Source organism: Bacillus sp. FJAT-29937, assembly GCF_001509555.1.
Classification (GTDB): Bacteria; Bacillota; Bacilli; order Bacillales; family Cytobacillaceae; genus Cytobacillus.
In genome coordinates this window covers 80,313-98,203 of the sequence record NZ_LMAS01000002.1, presented here as the reverse complement: position 1 = coordinate 98,203, position 17,891 = coordinate 80,313, and the positions used below count along the sequence as shown (strand labels likewise).

14 protein-coding genes are annotated in these 17,891 nt (G+C 41.9%); 1 reads left to right on the top strand and 13 read right to left on the bottom strand.

All coding sequences use genetic code 11. From position 1 onward, the window contains the following. Positions 1–294 precede the first annotated feature (294 nt). The 9 genes from AR328_RS04185 to AR328_RS04145 form a co-directional block, all read right to left on the bottom strand. Positions 295–1,656 carry an NAD(P)-binding domain-containing protein gene (locus tag AR328_RS04185; protein ID WP_066290476.1) on the bottom strand — a complete coding sequence of 454 codons (1,362 nt, stop codon included), beginning with the start codon at positions 1,654–1,656 and terminating at the stop codon, positions 295–297. Positions 1,657–1,711: 55 nt separating this feature from the next. Continuing rightward, positions 1,712–2,161, bottom strand: coding sequence for a MarR family winged helix-turn-helix transcriptional regulator (locus tag AR328_RS04180; protein ID WP_066290473.1), 450 nt, complete (start codon positions 2,159–2,161; stop codon positions 1,712–1,714). Between the two features lie 166 nt (positions 2,162–2,327). After that, positions 2,328–2,831: an arsinothricin resistance N-acetyltransferase ArsN1 family A gene (locus tag AR328_RS04175; protein WP_066290465.1), complete on the bottom strand. Its 504-nt coding sequence runs from the start codon at positions 2,829–2,831 to the stop codon at positions 2,328–2,330. A gap of 282 nt (positions 2,832–3,113) precedes the next feature. After that, positions 3,114–4,307, bottom strand: coding sequence for a PDZ domain-containing protein (locus AR328_RS04170; protein WP_066290461.1), 1,194 nt, complete (start codon positions 4,305–4,307; stop codon positions 3,114–3,116). Positions 4,308–4,843: 536 nt separating this feature from the next. Continuing rightward, positions 4,844–6,295 carry a S41 family peptidase gene (locus tag AR328_RS04165; RefSeq protein ID WP_066290454.1) on the bottom strand — a complete coding sequence of 484 codons (1,452 nt, stop codon included), beginning with the start codon at positions 6,293–6,295 and terminating at the stop codon, positions 4,844–4,846. A gap of 217 nt (positions 6,296–6,512) precedes the next feature. Beyond that, a complete protein-coding gene (gene ftsX / locus AR328_RS04160; protein WP_066290451.1) occupies positions 6,513–7,406 on the bottom strand; it encodes a permease-like cell division protein FtsX in 894 nt (297 codons plus the stop codon). Continuing rightward, on the bottom strand, positions 7,396–8,082 hold the full coding sequence (gene ftsE / locus AR328_RS04155; protein ID WP_066290445.1) for a cell division ATP-binding protein FtsE: 687 nt from the start codon (positions 8,080–8,082) through the stop codon (positions 7,396–7,398). Before ftsE ends, ftsX begins: the two co-directional genes overlap by 11 nt. 257 nt (positions 8,083–8,339) lie before the next feature. Then, positions 8,340–8,693: a cytochrome c551 gene (gene cccB / locus AR328_RS04150; RefSeq protein ID WP_066291897.1), complete on the bottom strand. Its 354-nt coding sequence runs from the start codon at positions 8,691–8,693 to the stop codon at positions 8,340–8,342. Between the two features lie 54 nt (positions 8,694–8,747). Then, entirely contained in the window at positions 8,748–9,566 is an 819-nt protein-coding gene (locus AR328_RS04145) for a YitT family protein (protein WP_442854430.1), read from the bottom strand. Positions 9,567–9,850: 284 nt separating this feature from the next. On the opposite strand from AR328_RS04145, the gene AR328_RS04140 reads away from it, so the two are divergent. Beyond that, entirely contained in the window at positions 9,851–10,192 is a 342-nt protein-coding gene (locus AR328_RS04140) for a hypothetical protein (RefSeq protein WP_066290441.1), read from the top strand. A 107-nt stretch (positions 10,193–10,299) separates the two neighbouring features. On the opposite strand, the gene prfB is transcribed toward AR328_RS04140, so the two are convergent. From prfB to AR328_RS04120, 4 genes are all read right to left on the bottom strand, one after another. Further along, positions 10,300–11,401, bottom strand: a protein-coding gene (prfB, locus tag AR328_RS04135; protein WP_156422646.1) for a peptide chain release factor 2 whose coding sequence is annotated in 2 segments (ribosomal slippage) — positions 10,300–11,328 and positions 11,330–11,401 — 1,101 coding nt in all. Because the reading frame shifts where the segments join, the coding sequence is not laid out codon by codon here. A 991-nt stretch (positions 11,402–12,392) separates the two neighbouring features. Beyond that, a complete protein-coding gene (secA, locus tag AR328_RS04130; RefSeq protein ID WP_066290435.1) occupies positions 12,393–14,906 on the bottom strand; it encodes a preprotein translocase subunit SecA in 2,514 nt (837 codons plus the stop codon). Between the two features lie 364 nt (positions 14,907–15,270). Then, entirely contained in the window at positions 15,271–16,116 is an 846-nt protein-coding gene (locus tag AR328_RS04125) for a DUF1028 domain-containing protein (RefSeq protein ID WP_066290433.1), read from the bottom strand. 103 nt (positions 16,117–16,219) lie between these two features. Next, complete coding sequence (locus AR328_RS04120; RefSeq protein ID WP_197414414.1) at positions 16,220–17,830, bottom strand: gamma-glutamyltransferase family protein; 1,611 nt, start codon at positions 17,828–17,830, stop codon at positions 16,220–16,222. Between the last annotated feature and the right edge of the window lie 61 nt (positions 17,831–17,891).

The window sequence follows — 17,891 nt, the reverse complement described above, 5'->3', positions numbered from 1 at the left end:
AAGTTCATTACCGCAACTCTAAAAATATACAATTACATTAATACTTGAGTTTCATGTCTCTGCTCTACAGACTTTTTTTCATTTTTATAAATCTCCTGAGAGACTTAAAGCAGTAACTATGGCAACAATGACAATAACTTTGGAATTCCGCGGCTCTTTTTTAGAAACAGACATATTAGAAGTTCTCCTTTTCCAAGTGAAACTAACTATAATAAAATTCCTTTATATAGGCATTCTCTAAAGTAATAAAGGAAGCACTAAGCCCCCTTAACAATTTAATTTCATGAAGTTGAATCAACAACTAGACGTTTTTGTTTTTAAATTCACACTACACACACCAGTTTCCGGTAGGTCTAATTCCACATTTTCTGCAGATTTAATATCTCCACTTAGATTGGCCACGACTGATCTAACTTGTTCGTAACCTGTCGCCATTAAGAATGTTGGAGCACGTCCATAGCTTTTTGCACCAACAATATAAAAACCTTTATCTGGTTGGCGTAATTCTTTTTCTCCATGTGGGCGGACGGTGCCACAACTATGAATATTTGGATCAATAAGTGGTGCTAACGCATTAACACTTTCTGTTGAAGAATCGATAGATAATCTTATTTCATTTATGATTGTTAAATCTGGACGACTTCCTGTATTTACTATCATCTCATTAATTCCAGCTAGGCTTCTTTCCTCACCGCTCTGAATGCCTGTAATCGTAATTCCTTCTTGAAATCTTTTTACCATCTGGATTAAGAATGGAGTAATTACTTTTATTTTCTGATCATCAACAAGGCTGTGGATGCGGCTTCCTAACTCACCACGGGCTGCTAATGCATCCTTTTCTTCTCCACCATATGCATCTTCAACCTGTAGCCTTCTCATTATCCATATAATTTCTGTTTTAGGAAAAGACTCTTTAAGATTTGCTAAATCTAATAATGTATTAATAGCTGAATGCCCACCGCCTATAACGGCTATTCGCTTATTGGCATACCGTTCCTTTTCTTTCCCTAAAACATTAGGGATTCCATAAAATATTTGGTCATGAAGCGATTTCTCTTCATTTAGCCATATTCCACTTGATACAGCAGGATTCGGATTTCCCCAAGTTCCAGTTGCATCAATTACTGCTCTAGCTTCATAAGTTTTATAGGTTCCATTTGATTTTGCATGAATAATAAAAGGGATATTTTCTCGATTCAGTGCTTTCATTTTATCCGTATCTTTTTTACCAATTGAGATTACCTTGGTATTCAAGTGAATAAAGGGTTTAATTTCTGAAAGATTTGAAAGTGGTTCTAAATACTTCTCTACAAGTTCTTTACCTGTTGGCAATTCCTCCAAATCGGGATGTTTCCAATTACTCTTATCCAGTAGGCCCTTAGCAGCCTTATCAATGTTATAACGCCACGGTGAAAATAATCGAATATGTCCCCAAGTTAATATGTTGGAACCAACTTGGTTACCACCTTCTAATAGGAAAAAGGATTCCCCTCGACTAACTAAATGAGCGGCAGCTGATAATCCAACTGGACCAGCACCAATAATAGCGATTGGCAATTTATCTTCGTTATGGTTTAAAGTTTTTGTTTTTAAAGATGTTGTTTGTGGAGCACAGCATCCTTGTACATTAATTAATAGATTATTTAAGTCCTTCATATTTATCTCTCCTTTTATAATTACTTGCAACTTGCAACTATTTATTTTGAGGATTTCACCTCAAAGAAATTGTGCAACAATGGCTTGTTTTTGCCATTGCCTCATTTAATAGCTTAATGGATCTAATAACCGTTTCTTTCTCAAATTCATTCATATTAGAAAAAACATCGTTCAAGTATTCATTCATTTGCTGATCAATTGTTGTCGCTACATATTTCCCTTCAACTGTAAGAGATAAAATATAGACTCTTTTATCATCGCTGTGTGGGGTTTTTTTTACCAAATTCAGTTTAACTAATGATTGCACTTGACGACTAAAAGTTGTGATGTCTGTACCCAATGTATCTGCTATTTGTTGCATCGATGGTTCGTGTTGATTGTCAATCTCATAAAGAATATGACTTTGAATGAGGGAAATATCACAACCTCCAACACTACAGCAATTTTTATTTAAAAGGCCAAACCGTCGTGTCATGACTTGAAATAACTCACGTGGATTTTCCATTTTCTTCACCTCTTACACTTTTTATATAAAATAATTTGCAAAATGCAACTATTTATTTTTTATTATTTCTATGCTGAGTGGGAATTTAATATATTTCCTGACCGTAAAGCAAAAATTCCATTTTAAAATTCAAACTATAATTGCCTGCCACAGTACAAAGCTACCTTTACTTAGCTTGTACGAGTAGCTTCTCCATTGCCATAACGTTAACATATTTTCCATCCAAAATACCCTGATTCTTAAAAGTACCAACCTCACGATATCCTTTCTTTCGATATAAACCCTGACCAAGCTGATTGAATGGAAATGTAAAAAGAACTATTTTATGAAAATCATTTTCTATGGCTTGATTTTCGATAGCTGCTAGCAACAAACTTCCTATGCCCTTCCCTCTGTACTCCCTAGCAATATATACAGATAAATCTGCTACTCCAGCATAAGTACCACGGTTATTATATTGATTTAAAGAAGACCATCCTAATATTTGTCCATTTTGTTCAGCAACTATAACTTTGTACCGCCCTCTATGCTGCTCAAACCATTCTTTCATGTATTGTAAATCTTTTGTTTCAGTTTCTAAAGTTGCAATTTTGTCTTCAATGCCTTGATTATAGATATTTAAAATGGTATCAATATCATTTAAATTTCCTTCACGTATTACAGCTAACATTTTGTCACCCCTAACAACAATTATCAATATTGCCTTTAACAAATATATAATATTTACTCAAGCCATATGTAACTTTGAAAAAAGGTTGATCAATAGTTGCCAAGTGTTGTTAGTAGAAAAAAAGAAAATCCATTTTGAAAAAAGCGTGATAAAAAATGGATTCTCTTCTTATGAATTATTAGATATTTATAATAAAGATTAGCATGGAGAATTCTCACAAATTATGAAAAAAACCTCATGAATCATGAAATGAATCTCAGATTCATGAAAAAATCACAGTAATTATACCGCCTCACTGCCCTTTTTCTTCTCATCCTGCACAAAGAAAATCCCAAGCTCATGGTGGTCCCCTTCATATAAGGCCCTTTGCGCAAAGCGGATTTGACCATTCACATCGAGCACCTCCAGCTTACAATGGGCGCGGTTTTTCAAAAGTGCCTGATAGAAGCTGTTTCTGTCATGGACAGCGAGGCCGTTTACCTTCGTAATGAGCTCTCCCACCTGTAAAGCCATATTATTCGCTGGAGATCCAGGGATAATCCCAAGGACAAGAACCCCTTGATTTCTTTTTGAAAAATAGAACGGGAGATTCTCCTCCGCTATTCTCTGTCTTAACGTAATCATTTCACGTCCAATAATCGCAAGCGCCACCACCGCAATGGAAGCAAGCGGATACCAGTAGCCTGAAATGGATGCAAGCGCAATAAATATGCCAAGAGCGATTACCCTTCCACCGACTGACTTCACAGCTTCAGCTGGCAGCTTGCCCTGAATCTGCTGGAAAAAGCCAATAGCAAACGGTACAAGAATAAGGGAATACGTGCTGCCGCCGAACGTAAAGACTGGCCACCATTCAAAAGGGGTCTGCAGCACCTCTCCCGGAACGAGAAGAAACATAGGCAGCATCCAGAGCCGCTTCACCTCATGAACGCCAACCCTCTGACCGCGTTTGCTATTGATTAGCTTAGGAGACGACCCCTTTCTGCCATTCCGGGAAATAAGGATGCCTTCCCCGATTAGAAGAAGTGCAAGAAGGGCAGCAATTGATGGAAAAATCGTCTGTTCCGAATCCGTAATAGAAGTTAAAAACCCCGGCAGCTTCCACGGGAGTTCTGCCGCAAATATAGTCACAAAAAAAGCAAAGCCAAGCGTATAGGCCGGCGACATCCAGCGAATTCTTGTCGTAATGCTCCAAACGATCGTTAGGATCGCCGTATATAGGATTGTTTCCATTGGAATGACAAGTCCTGCCACAATCGAAACGAGTGACAGCCCCAGTCCCGCTAAAATGCCCAACGGGAGCAGCTGCCTCAGCTCAAAATAGGCATTCTCCGCGCGAACATGGAAATTCCTTCTCTCCCGCTTCACCCGAGAAACGCCCAATACCGCAGCCATAAAGAAAAGAAAATAGAAAACAGGGTGAAGAAAAAGCTTACCCATCCCCTTCAATATTTCAAAAAGCCATTCCAGAGCCAACTTAGCCACCTACCTTTATTAGAAAAATACTTGAGCAAGTATGTAAAATAATCATTTGTGAATGCATCTCAACCGTAATATAGGAATGAAATGAACCTATTAGTTAAAAAAAATTGCTAAATTAACCTATTACTCTATATTCTATCAAAATGTCCTCTTAAAGCCTATTGCTATATTTTTGAAAAGGGATTCTTATTGGTCATTTTAATTTTTCATATAAATACCGTTTGTGATTTTACTCTGTTTGAAAAATAAACGGAGAAATTCCGCTTAAATTGAGAAATACCCCTATTTCCTTAAAAATAAAGGAAGTTTTTCCGGTTATCTTATCCAAATCGATTGATTTTTGCCTTTTTAGAGCAGTTAACCGGAATTGCTCCGCTTATATCTGCCTCTTATGCATCCACTATATACATTAGACGGAAATTCTCCGCTTATAATTTTATACCTACAAAGAAATATAAGAAGCATGGCGAATTCACCATGCTTCTTTGTAAGTTATTTAATCCGTTTTTCACACTTCAAAACTTCACTTATTATCTAGCCACAAGCCGCAACGCCATTTGCAGCTGCATGTCGTTCTCTTCTTTTTTCATTTCGGCAATAACCGCTTGTTCGAGTGCGGAGGCTGTCTTTTTATCGATGGCTCCGGTTGGTTTTAGATCGTGCTGCTTCTGGAAAGCACGTACGGCCGTTTCTGTAGATTCACTGAAATATCCATCGTTGCGACCTGGCCCATAGCCTAAGCCCTCGAGCATTTCCTGTGCGTTTTTCACTTGCTCATTGTTCATATCTTTCTCAAGAGCTTTACTAATTTGAATCGGATGTGTATAAAAAATCTTCGGCTGCTTTACTTCCAAAGTCGGTTTGATCCCTTCATTATGAATCCAATTTCCATCTGGCGTCAGCCATTTATATAAAGTTAATTTAATATTGCTGCCATCCCCCATCGGTACCGGCTGCTGAACAGTCCCTTTGCCAAATGTATTCTCTCCGACGAGCGCATATCCTTCCGCTTCTTTTAGGGCACCCGCCAGAATTTCTGAAGCTGACGCACTGCCTTTATCAATTAGCACGGCAATCGGGTATTCCTTTTTCTTCTTTAAGCTGGAATAATATCTTTTCTTTTCACCTTCGCGCTTTTCTATTTGAATATAAGGCTTTTCATCTGTGACGAGCTCTTTCAAAATTTTCTCTACTGATATTAGGAGCCCACCAGGATTCCCGCGCACATCTATGACTAAGCCTTCCATCCCTTTTTCCTCTAATGACTTAAGGCTTTTTTCAAATTCTGGAGCTGTATCAGTTGAAAAGGATGTTATTTCGATATAGCCGACTTTTTTCCCATTTTGCTTTTTCATTTCTGGAAACACCGTAATTTGCGGGATTTCGTCACGCTTCACCTCAACAATAAGCGACTCCTTTAATCCATTGCGCGCAATTTCCAGCTTCACCTTCGTTCCTTTTTTACCGCGGATTTTGGAGGTTGCCTGGAAAAGATCCAATCCTTTTAAGCTTTCCCCATCCACTTTCAATATCTGATCATGCGGCTTTAATCCTGCCTTTTCTGCAGGAGATTCTTTAAAAGGGGAAATAATAATAATTTTTCCATCCTCCATGCCTACTTCTGCACCTATTCCTTCAAAGGAGGATTCAAGCGTCTCATTGAATTGTTTGACTGTTTCCTTGTCCATATAGATGGAATACGGATCTGCAAGGGTCGCAAGCATGCCTTGAATCGCTCCTTCAACTAGCTGCTGCTCTCCAACCTTTTCAACATAGCTATTAAGAATAAGACTATATGCCTGCTCTACCTTTGTTAAATCACTTTTTCCAGTTGCTGATGGGAAATTTCCCTCTTCCATTTGAGAAGGTTCAATTCTCTCTAGCACGGTACCTTGGCTCAACCACTTCATGCCCGCATATGTCCCGCCAGCCCCCGTCAGAAGTGAACCAGTCAAAAATAACGCCATCCATTTTCTATTCATCCCATCTTCCTTTCTATTCGCTACACACCCTGGTGAAAATTTCGGGAAGGCGAATGCCTTTGCTTTTTTTTTCCAAAAATAATGAAGCCTTCTTAAATAGTTAGGGATGCCTTAATAATTCAATATATGACGAAAGTGGACGGGTTATGAGAGTTTTATGAGAGGCGGGGTTTAACGCAAAAAGGAAGAAGCCAATGGCCCCTTCCTTCGTAAATTCCTATACTTTTAAAAACTTTCTAACAGACATCATACTGCCCCAAATGCCAATCAATGCGCCCATGAGGAGAAGCAACCCGGAAATTTGATAGACAAACGGGTTAAAAGCGAGAATCTCGATAAAATTCCCTTTCAGCTTCGGTGCAAGGAAATCATATAGATAATAGTACGAGAACGTAACGAGAATGATTGGCAGAATGGCTCCAATGATACCTAGCCACAAGCCCTCCAAGAAGAATGGCCATCTGATAAAGGCATTGGTGGCCCCTACTAATCTCATAATCTCAATTTCTCTTCTTCTAGCGACAATGGTAATTTTGATTGTATTGGAAATGAGGAACATGGCCGTAAACAACAAGCCTACGATCAGAACGATCCCGACATTTCGGCTGTTCTTAATAAAGGAGAAGAGCTTTTCAATCTTCCCTTGGCCATATTTAACCTTTGCCGCGTATTCCATTTTTTCAATTTTTTTCGCAACCATCATCGTATCAGAAGGTTTCGTCGTTTTGACAACGAAGACATCATTTAACGGATTGTCCTGTTCAAACAGCTTGTAGGCTTCCCCTTCTTCTCCGAAGCTTTCAATCAGATTATTAAGCTCTTTATCTTTCGGAGAAAAAACAACGGATTTTACCTCTGAAATTTTTTCAATTTTTTCCCCTAATATCTTCTGGTCCTGTTCATTGGCAGCCACATCGATATGGACGCGGATTTCCACTTGCTCCTCTAAATCGGTTGCCACTTTATTCAAATTCATCATAATGACGAAGAAAACTCCGACCAAAATAAGTGTTACCGTTACAGCACTCGCAGACGCAAAAGTCATCCAACCGTTTCTCGCAAGACTCTTCAAGCTCTCTCTTAGGTGACGGCGCATTGTTCTAGCTTTCATAGCCATAATCACCTCTCTGCTGGTCACGAACAATCTTTCCGCCCTCAATGGCGATAACACGGTGCTTAATCGTATTTACGATTTCCTTATTATGTGTAGCCATCACGACAGTCGTGCCCCTCGTGTTAATTTCGTCAAAGATGTTCATAATTTCCCATGATGTGTCAGGGTCAAGGTTTCCCGTTGGCTCGTCTGCGATGACAACCTTCGGAGAATTGACGATGGAACGCGCAATCGACACACGCTGCTGCTCCCCACCAGACAATTCAGTTGGCAGCATACGGGCTTTATGCTTTAAATTCACAAGCTCCAGCGTTTCCATAACCTGTTTCTTAATATATTTAGGCTGTTCCTCTGTCACTTCTAGCGCAAAAGCAACATTCTCATAAACAGATAGTGTCGGCAGCAGTTTAAAGTCCTGGAAGACTACGCCAATATTACGACGAAGAAGAGGGACCTTATTCGCCTTTAACTTCCCAAGGTTTACGCCATTTATTGTAATCGTTCCGCTCGTCGGCTTCTCTTCTCTATACATCATTTTGATAAAAGTTGATTTCCCCGCACCGCTCGGGCCTACGACATACACAAACTCTCCCGGCTTGATATGCACATCAATCCCATTTGCAGCAACTACTCCATTTGGGTACTTTTTAAATACATCATGCATTTCTATCATTTACATCACCTAATATTTTCTTAAAGTTTCGATTGAGTGACCGCTCGGCCTTAATCAAACAGCATTCGTTAAAATTCGACAGCAAAAAAACGTAAAACAAGACACCTTTTTCATTTACACTTTCCCATTATAACATCATCGGTTGTCTAATTACCTTGAAAAATTATTACATTTTCTTTTCACTCTGTAAAATGGGGCTTGAAGGGAAATAAAAAAAACGCTCTGTCTACAAAACAGAACGTTTTCTCTCGTAGCTATTACTTCTTAGCAGCTAACCAATCAGCAACTTGTGTTGCTTCATCGCCTTTAAGAAGGCCTCCTGGCATTGCACCTTGTCCATTAGCAATGATCTTTTCAATATCTTCTTTGGATAGGTGAGACCCAGCATCAGAAAGCTTAGGACCTACAGTACCTTCAAGGTTTGCACCATGACAGCTTGAGCATTTTTGATCGTATAGCTTTTGAGCATCGCCATCTCCAGCTGTTGTTGTTTGACCGCCGTTTGTGGTACCTGTATCCTCTTTTTCAGTAGCTTTGTCACCGCCACCGCCGCCACAAGCAGCAAGAACTAGGGATGTACCCATTAATAATGCAAGAAGCTTCTTTTTCACCATTATATCCCCCTCTGGTAAAATTACATACTACAGCTATATTATACCAATATGTTATACCCGTTTGAAACCCTCCCCAAGCACCTCAGAGGCATCCGAAACCACGACAAACGCAGCAGGATCAATGGTTTTGACCAATTGTTTCAACTTTGTGAATTCTGTCTGATCGACGACACACATGAGAACCGGGCGTTCATTATCGGTATAACCGCCATATGCTGTTAGTTTTGTCACACCTCTATCAATTTTATTCAGGATTTCTTCACGAACTTCATTTTCATTTTCCGTAATAATCAACGTCATCTTTGAACGCTTCATTCCCATTTGAACAATATCAATCGTCTTACTTGTCACATAGAGAGCCAGCAGTGCGTAAAGCCCCCTCTCAATATCAAACACAATCGCAGCAGTCAGCACAATTAAGCCGTCAATAATCGCCACACATGTCCCAAGTGTCATGCCCGTGTATTTATTAATAATTTGCGCAGCCAAATCGGTTCCGCCAGTTGAAGCCTTTCCTCTAAAAACAATACCCAGCCCAAGCCCCACGCCAATCCCACCAAATAGCGAGGCTAATAACGGATCATTTGTCCATGGCTCAAACCCCTTTGTCAGAAAAACGACAAACGGCAGAAAAATCGTTCCCGCCAGCGTTTTCACCCCAAACTGCTTTCCAAGGAACACAATTCCGGCAATAAAGAGCGGTATATTAAACGCCCATTGCACATACGCCGGCTCCCAGCCCACAACCGCCGCCAAAATCGTACTAATCCCGCTTACCCCACCAGACGCCACCTGATTCGGCAGCAAAAACACATTAAACGTAATCGCAATAATTGCAGCACCGATAAGTATGGATAGGTATTCTTGCATGGTTTCCCATATTATGTTCTGTGAAAAATCACGTTTTGCTTTTGTCATAGGAAAACTCCTTTTAATGTAAAAATCAGATATTGCAGCTAATGCCGTCAGTGAGTATAGCATGAGGTTATAGTTGTGTAAATGCCATCAGACTGCTGTTTTAACGCGGTAAAATGATCTGGAGGGTTGTTTTTTAATAGGTTGTGGATGATTGACTAAAACTATGAATGATTAAAAAGCCTAAAGGCCTTTTTGCCTACTTTGTGGTATAATCGCGAAAAAGGAGGTGGACAAAGATGGAGAAAATTCTTTATGAAATTTTAGACCAACTGAAGGATCATTCGAAGAGATTTGATAAGATTGATGAAAGATTTGATGCCGTTGACCGGAGACTTGATGCGATGGATCAAAGATTTGAATCAATCGACCGAAGATTCGATGCGGTTGATGAAAGATTGGATTCGATTGACCATAGACTTTATAAACTTGAGGAGACGGTTCAGAATAATGCTACAGAGTTTAGAAGCCATTTCAAGCATATCCATTCAAAATTAGACCAGCATGATGAAAACTTTCGAATTATTTCTGAAAATTTAAAGGTCGCTACTGTTGGTACTAAGAAAAACAGTACGCACTAAATTCCACTTCTAGTAATTGCCTCACAATCAACAAAGGCAAACGCCAAAATTCCAAATAAACAAAAAGGCCTTTGCTGATCAAATAATCGAGCAAAGGCTTTTTTCTATTAACTTAATTTTGATCTAAGGAAAGCATCAATAAATGAATCCAGTTCTCCGTCCATGACGGCCTGCACATTCCCAGATTCTGTATTTGTCCGATGATCTTTTACCATCGAGTATGGATGGAATACGTAAGAACGAATTTGGCTGCCCCAGCCAATTTCTTTTTGCTCTCCGCGAATATCGGCCATTTGCTGTTCCTGCTCTTCGATTTTCTTCTGATAGAGCTTCGCTTGAAGCATTTTCATCGCACGCTCACGGTTTTTAATCTGTGAACGCTCTGTTTGACATGTCACGACTACTCCAGTCGGGATATGTGTGATCCTTACCGCAGAGTCCGTTGTATTGACGTGCTGTCCGCCGGCTCCACTTGACCGATATGTGTCAATCTTTAGATCCTCTGTCCGGATATCGATATCAATCTCATCATTGAACTCTGGCATCACTTCACATGATACAAAGGAAGTATGTCGACGGCCTGATGAATCAAATGGCGAAATACGGACTAAACGGTGCACGCCTTTTTCCGCCTTCAAATAGCCGTATGCATTGTGGCCTTTAATGCTCAAGGTGACACTTTTAATTCCAGCCTCGTCTCCCGGCAAGTAGTCAAGTGTCTCAACTTTAAAGCCGTGCTTTTCAGCCCATCTCGTATACATGCGCAGCAGCATGGAACCCCAATCCTGTGATTCCGTTCCGCCCGCACCTGGATGCAGCTCAAGAATGGCATTATTTTTATCATATGGCTCGCTTAGAAGAAGCTGCAGTTCAAACTCATTGAAGCGTTTGGACATTTCTTTCAACTCTGCCTCAAGCTCTTCCCGAAGTTCCAGGTCATCCTCTTCCTTAACGAGTTCGTACGTTAACTCCAAGTTTTCATACGTTTCGTTCAAATCATACAGCTCATGTACCTGATCCTTTAACCCATTAAGCTCTCCAATTACCACTTGAGCCTGCTGCTGATCATCCCAGAAACCAGGCTGAAGCATCGTATCATCAAGTTCCGCAATTCGTGCCTCTTTGTTTTCTAAGTCAAAGAGACCCCCTAAAGTCCGCCAAACGCTTAGCTGCTTTTTCTAACTCATGTCGAATATCTGCTAATTCCAATTTCGTCACCTCATATTAGTATTGTTATTTTTATTATAGCTTTGTTAAAAAAATTGTTGATTTGCAATTCGCTTACTATGATGAGTATCATGGCGCTTCCCCATCCAAAACGCTCACTATGAAGAGTTCATAACACTCGTTTAAGTGGCACCTCATCCAAAACGCTCACCATGAAGAATTCATAACACTCGTTTGGGTGGTTCCTCATACAAAACGCTCACTATGAAGAGTTCATAACACTCGTTTGGGCGGGTACTCATACAAAACGCTCACTATGAAGGAGTCATAACACTCGTTTGGGCGGCCCCTCATGCATAACGCTCACTATGAAGAGTTCATAACACTCGTTTTGGTGGTTCCTTATGCAAAACGCTCACTATGAAGGAGTCATAACACTCGTTTTGGAGGCCCCTCATGCAAAACGCTCACTATGAAGGAGTCATAACACTCGTTTGGGCGGCCCCTCATGCAAAACGCTCACTATGAAGGAGTCATAACACTCGTTTGGGCGGCCCCTCATGCATAACGCTCACTATGAAGAGTTCATAACACTCGTTTTGGTGGTTCCTTATGCAAAACGCTCACTATGAAGGAGTCATAACACTCGTTTGGGCGGCCCCTCATGCAAAACGCTCACTATGAAGAGTTCATAACACTCATTCTGGCCGTTCTTCATGCAAAACGCTCACTATGAAGAGGTCATAACACTCGTTTGGGTGGTTCCTCATACAAAACGCTCACTATGAAGAGTTCATAACACTCGTTTAAGTGGCACCTCATCCAAAACGCTCACCATGAAGAATTCATAACACTCATTAAACCAACAATCACCAATTTACCCTTACATTAAAAAACATGATATTTATTATACTGTTTCCAATTAAAAATTTCACACCTATTTTATGAAAATTACCATTTTTGGCTTAAAAAAACCGCAAGAAGGCCGGCAAAGCTGTTCTGAACGGCTCGCCGGCCCTTATTCTGTGGACAGTTATGCATTAACCCCACAGCAGTTTTTATATTTTTTGCCGCTTCCGCAAATACATGGGTCATTGCGGCCGACGCTGAGTTGCTTGACCACTGGCTTTTTCTTCACCTTTTCGCCATCTTCTTTAGGGTTTACTGCCTGACCCTTTGCTACTTCCTGGCGCTCAAGGTTATTGCGAATTTCAGCCTTCATGATGTATTTCGCTACATCCTCTTCAATCGCAGCAATCATGTGCTCAAACATCGCGAAGCCTTCATGCTGGTATTCTCTTAATGGATCAATTTGACCGTACGCGCGGAGGTGAATCCCTTGACGAAGCTGATCCATCGCATCAATATGATCAATCCATTTCGAATCTACAGCACGGAGAACGATAACTTTTTCGAATTCACGCATTTGTTCTGGCTGAAGAATGTCTTCTTTTTCATCGTAGCGTTCTTTTACTTTTGCAAAAATCGTATCTACAATCTCATCAGATTCCTTGCCGCGAAGATCATTAACCGTGATGTCTCCTTCATGCAGAAGGTTTCCAATCACATAATCAACCAGACCTTGGTAGTTCCATTCCTCATCGTCCCCAGAATTAGGGGCAAAGGCTTCAACATTACGCTCTAGAGAAGTCGTAATCATTTTCTCAACGATTTCACGAAGATTTTCTGATTCCAACACTTCATTACGCTGTGTATAAAGAATTTCACGTTGCTGGCGAAGGACATCATCATAAGATAGAAGCTGCTTACGAGCATCGAAGTTATTTCCTTCCACACGTTTCTGAGCAGACTCAACAGCTTTTGAAACCATTTTACTTTGAATCGGCTGAGAATCGTCCATGCCTAGACGCTCCATCATCGACTTCATATTGTCAGAACCGAAACGGCGCATGAGCTCATCTTCCATAGAAAGATAAAATTGCGTAACCCCTGGATCTCCTTGACGACCAGAACGTCCGCGAAGCTGGTTATCAATCCGTCGGCTCTCATGGCGTTCTGTTCCAATAACAGCTAAGCCGCCTATTTCTTTAACACCTTCACCCAGCTTAATATCCGTACCACGGCCTGCCATGTTTGTCGCAATCGTAACAGAACCCTGTTCACCTGCATTGGCAATAATTTCAGCCTCACGTCCATGGTTTTTCGCGTTCAATACATTATGGCGAATACCTTTTTTCGTTAAATATTTCGAAATGACTTCAGATGTTTCAATCGCAACCGTACCAACAAGAACAGGCTGTCCTTTTTTGTAGCGCTCCGCAATATCCTCCACAACCGCACGGAATTTCCCATCGATCGATGAATAAATAAGATCGGCACGGTCATCACGAGCAATCGGACGATTAGTTGGAATCACGACAACATTCATATTGTAAATATTGCGGAATTCCTCTTCCTCTGTCTTCGCTGTTCCCGTCATCCCCGAAAGCTTCTCATACATCCGGAAGTAGTTCTGGAAAGTAATGGTTGCAAGCGTCATACTTTCATTTTGAATTTCCAAGCCCTCTTTTGCCTCAATAGCCTGGTGAAGCCCGTCACTATAACGGCGCCCCTTCATCAAACGGCCGGTAAATTGGTCAACAATGACAATTTCGCCTTCTTGAACGACATAATCCACATCAAGATGCATGCTCGAATGAGCCTTTAATGCCTGTGTAATATGGTGATTTAATGTGACATGACTGATATCAAACAGGTTCTCAATGCCAAAAGCACGCTCAGCCTTCGTCATCCCTTCTTCTGTCAGCTGAACCCCTTTAGTCTTTTCGTCAAACGTATAATCCTCATCCTTTTTCAGCGTACGTACGAAAGCGTTCGCCTGAATATAGAGGGCTGCTGACTTTTGAGCAGTACCTGAAATAATTAACGGCGTACGGGCCTCATCAATTAAAATCGAGTCAACCTCGTCAATGACCGCGTAATAAAGCGGGCGCTGAACCTTTTGCTCTTTGTAAAGAACCATGTTGTCACGAAGATAATCGAAGCCAAGCTCGTTATTTGTGCTATACGTAATATCCGCAGCATACGCAGCCTGCTTCTCTTCCTTCGTCAGCCCATTTAAATTCAACCCGACAGTGAGCCCAAGAAATTCATACAGCTGGCCCATTTCGTTCGCATCACGGCTCGCCAAATATTCGTTCACCGTTACAACATGAACCCCTTTGCCTGAGAGGGCGTTCAAATAAACGGGCATCGTAGCCGTTAAGGTTTTCCCTTCCCCTGTCTTCATCTCGGAAATATTTCCATCATGCAGGGACGCTCCCCCCATCATTTGAACGGGGTACGGATATAAGCCAAGGACACGACGGGAACCTTCTCTTACAACCGAGAAAGCTTCTACCAGCAAATCATCCAATGACTCGCCCTTTTGATAGCGCGCTTTAAATTCTTCCGTTTTCCCGCGGAGCTCATCGTCTGAAAGCTTTTCCATATCTGCTGCATAAGTCTCTACTTGTTCAGCTATTTTCGTTAGGCGTTTTAGTTCGCGTTTATTTTGATCGAATACTTTATTTAAAATTCCAAGCATTAAAAACGCTCCTTTATATTGGATATGGGAGGAAATGTGAAAGCCTTCTATTTCAATCTGCTTAAATCTCGTTCTTTTAGCTTAAAAAAAGATTCGCTGCCAATCGGCTGAATCCTCCCATGAAATCGTATATTTATACCTATTAATATTACCACTTTCACTAGGGAGTGACAACTTCTGGGGGGAGGAGGGGATTTTGGCGGATAGCCGTTTCTGGTTGTTGTTACCAAATTTTTAGCTGATTCGAAGTTTATTTGCTGGTTCCCTTGTAAATGAACTATATTTTTATTGGTAAAATTATGTAAGTTTTGATATACCCTCCACTACCTTCCAGACAGAAAAAAATAGCGGCATGACCCGCCCGCTATTTTCCTTGCTTCCTCATATAAGTCAAAACATCCAAATCAATTTTCCCCTGTGCCTGCTCACGGGCTTCGAAGTTTTCAGTATGAATGTAAGTGGTTAACGCTTTAAATAGCTGTTCATCGTCATGCCTAGCATCCAAATATTGCAGACGAACCAATTCATCAGCAACAGCCTCTTTTACTTCTCCCTCAACCTCAACAATATTTTCCACCTTAGCTGGAGCGAAATAAAGCTGCTGTAGCTGGTAAATGCGGATAAGCTCCTTAATCGGCTCCGGGTGTTCATCAACCCGAAGATCGACATAACGATCATTAAATCCGCCATAGCCGCCTTTATCTTTCACAACAAGGAGTGCCGCAGATTGCTGGCCCCGGCTATCCCCGCCTGCTGACTGGCCGGCATCAAGTGCCGCGAGCAATCGCTCAGCCAAAGTTCCTTCTACGTTTTGAAAAGTTTCCGCCATCGCTTGCACCGTTTTTTCGTCAACCAAAATATTTCCTTGCGCCGCAAAATGGGGACCTGTAATCCCCCCAGCCCAGTCATAACAGCCTTTACCCGTAAAGGTAGCCGCGTTCCCGAACGCATCAATGATCCCTACCTGGCGCAGCCCTTTTTGCGGATCCTTCTCCGTAATAATATCCATTACCTCTTGCGCTGTTTTCCCTTGGGCAAATAATTCAAGTGCCTTTGGGCCATAAGAAGTATTCGCATAGGATTGAGTGGCTACCGCACCACCCCCGGCTTTTGCAAACGGCACAACTGCCCCCACACCAAGAAATTTAGACTGAACCGCAATTCCCCATTCTTTCTCCTTTGGATCATAACCAACAATTGAAAACGTCATCGTAACTCCTCCTCTTTTTAAAAATAAACGCCTTACCTGATCTCTCTTGTTTTCGCGCATACATGCAAAAATAATCGCTCATATTGCCTAAACATAATTCGGTTTACCAAACCGCAATCGCCCCGTCCGTTCGGGATTCGGTTCCCCCCATAAGCACACCCGTCTCCAAATCACGCCAAATGATTTGCCCGCGGCCAAATCCGCCGGAATCTACTGTCATTTCTATTTGATGCCCTTTTCTCATCAACGCTTGTGCGAGGGAGACCGGAAAATGCGGCTCAACCAGCACCTTTTTATCCGACACCCATTGCCATCTTGGTGCATCAAGGGCAGCCTGGGGATTAAGGTGAAAATCAACCGTGTTCATCACCACCTGCATATGCCCCTGAGGCTGCATAAAGCCGCCCATGACGCCAAAAGGGCCAACAGCTTGATTCCCCTTCGTCAGAAACCCCGGAATAATCGTATGAAATGTCTTTTTCCCAGGCTTTAGAGCATTATGGTGACTCGGATCGAGCGAGAAATCATACCCCCGATTTTGCAGAGCAATGCCTGTCCCCGGAACGACCAAACCAGACCCAAAACCCATATAGTTGCTCTGAATAAACGAAACCATATTGCCCTCATCATCGACAGTAGCCAGATAAACCGTCCCCCCGCTCGCTGGCTGATAAGTCCTTGGCATGATCGCCTGCTCGCCGATTTCAGCTCTCCTTCGTGCCCCATACTCCGCCGAAAGCAGCTCACTCAGTTGAATCCTCATCTCTTTCGGATCGGTAATATAGGCCTTTCCATCTGTAAAAGCAAGCTTCATCGCTTCAATTTGTTTATGTATCGTATCCACTGAATCTCGGTGACCAAAAGTGTAGCCGCTTACAATATTTAAACCTAATAGCGCAATCAGCCCCTGGGTGCTAGGCGGAATTTCCCACACATCATACCCGCGGTAATTGACTTTTATAGGCGTAACCCATTCCGCTTTATACTTAGCTAAATCCTCTTTAGAAAGAAAAGCATTGTATTTTTTTGCAAAGGCATCAATTTTTTCAGCCAATTCCCCTCTGTAAAAACTCTCTCCATATGTGTCGCCAATAGAACGTAATGTTGTGGCATGATCTTCAGAGCGCCACTGCTCTCCAATTTTCGGAGCTCTTCCATCAGGTGCAAAGGTTTCAAACCAGTGCTGAAATTCCTCGCCTTTTAATACCTGCTTAAACTTCTGAAAGGCATACCCCCAATATTTCCCTAAGACAGGGGTCAAAGGATAGCCGCTTTCCGCATAGTCAATCGCTGGCTGCAGAACTTCCTGGAAAGAAAGCCGGCCAAATCTTTTCGATAATTCAGCCCATCCGGAAGGGGCACCCGGCACGGTAACCGGCATCCACCCATGGGCAGGGATTTTCTCAAATCCTCTTGCTTTCATGGCTTCAATCGAAATGCTTTGAGGCGCCGGACCACTGGCATCCAACCCATACAGGCTTCCATTTGTCCAGACAAGTGCAAACGCATCGCCCCCAATGCCATTCGAGGTCGGTTCTAGTACCGTCAATGCGGCTGCTGTGGCTACGGCGGCATCGATTGCATTCCCGCCCTTTTTGAGCATATCCAGCCCCGCCTGAGCAGCAAGCGGCTGAGAAGTCGCCACCATGCCTCGCTTCGCCATTACCGTCATTCTTTGAGACGGATAGGGATGATATAGAAAATCCACATTCATCTGCAACACCCTTTTAGTCGTAGTATTCCAATTATACCAAATTATTAAAATATATGATTTT

What these genes read in the sequence shown, in the direction of transcription:
- AR328_RS04180 (WP_066290473.1), bottom strand. Translation starts at nt 2,161, where the DNA reads ATGGAAAATCCACGTGAGTTATTTCAAGTCATGACACGACGGTTTGGC.
- secA (WP_066290435.1), bottom strand. Translation starts at nt 14,906, where the DNA reads ATGCTTGGAATTTTAAATAAAGTATTCGATCAAAATAAACGCGAACTA.
- AR328_RS04185 (WP_066290476.1), bottom strand. Translation starts at nt 1,656, where the DNA reads ATGAAGGACTTAAATAATCTATTAATTAATGTACAAGGATGCTGTGCT.
- AR328_RS04140 (WP_066290441.1), top strand. Translation starts at nt 9,851, where the DNA reads ATGGAGAAAATTCTTTATGAAATTTTAGACCAACTGAAGGATCATTCG.
- AR328_RS04175 (WP_066290465.1), bottom strand. Translation starts at nt 2,831, where the DNA reads ATGTTAGCTGTAATACGTGAAGGAAATTTAAATGATATTGATACCATT.
- ftsE (WP_066290445.1), bottom strand. Translation starts at nt 8,082, where the DNA reads ATGATAGAAATGCATGATGTATTTAAAAAGTACCCAAATGGAGTAGTT.
- ftsX (WP_066290451.1), bottom strand. Translation starts at nt 7,406, where the DNA reads ATGAAAGCTAGAACAATGCGCCGTCACCTAAGAGAGAGCTTGAAGAGT.
- AR328_RS04125 (WP_066290433.1), bottom strand. Translation starts at nt 16,116, where the DNA reads ATGACGTTTTCAATTGTTGGTTATGATCCAAAGGAGAAAGAATGGGGA.
- AR328_RS04145 (WP_442854430.1), bottom strand. Translation starts at nt 9,566, where the DNA reads ATGCAAGAATACCTATCCATACTTATCGGTGCTGCAATTATTGCGATT.
- AR328_RS04165 (WP_066290454.1), bottom strand. Translation starts at nt 6,295, where the DNA reads ATGAATAGAAAATGGATGGCGTTATTTTTGACTGGTTCACTTCTGACG.
- AR328_RS04120 (WP_197414414.1), bottom strand. Translation starts at nt 17,830, where the DNA reads ATGAATGTGGATTTTCTATATCATCCCTATCCGTCTCAAAGAATGACG.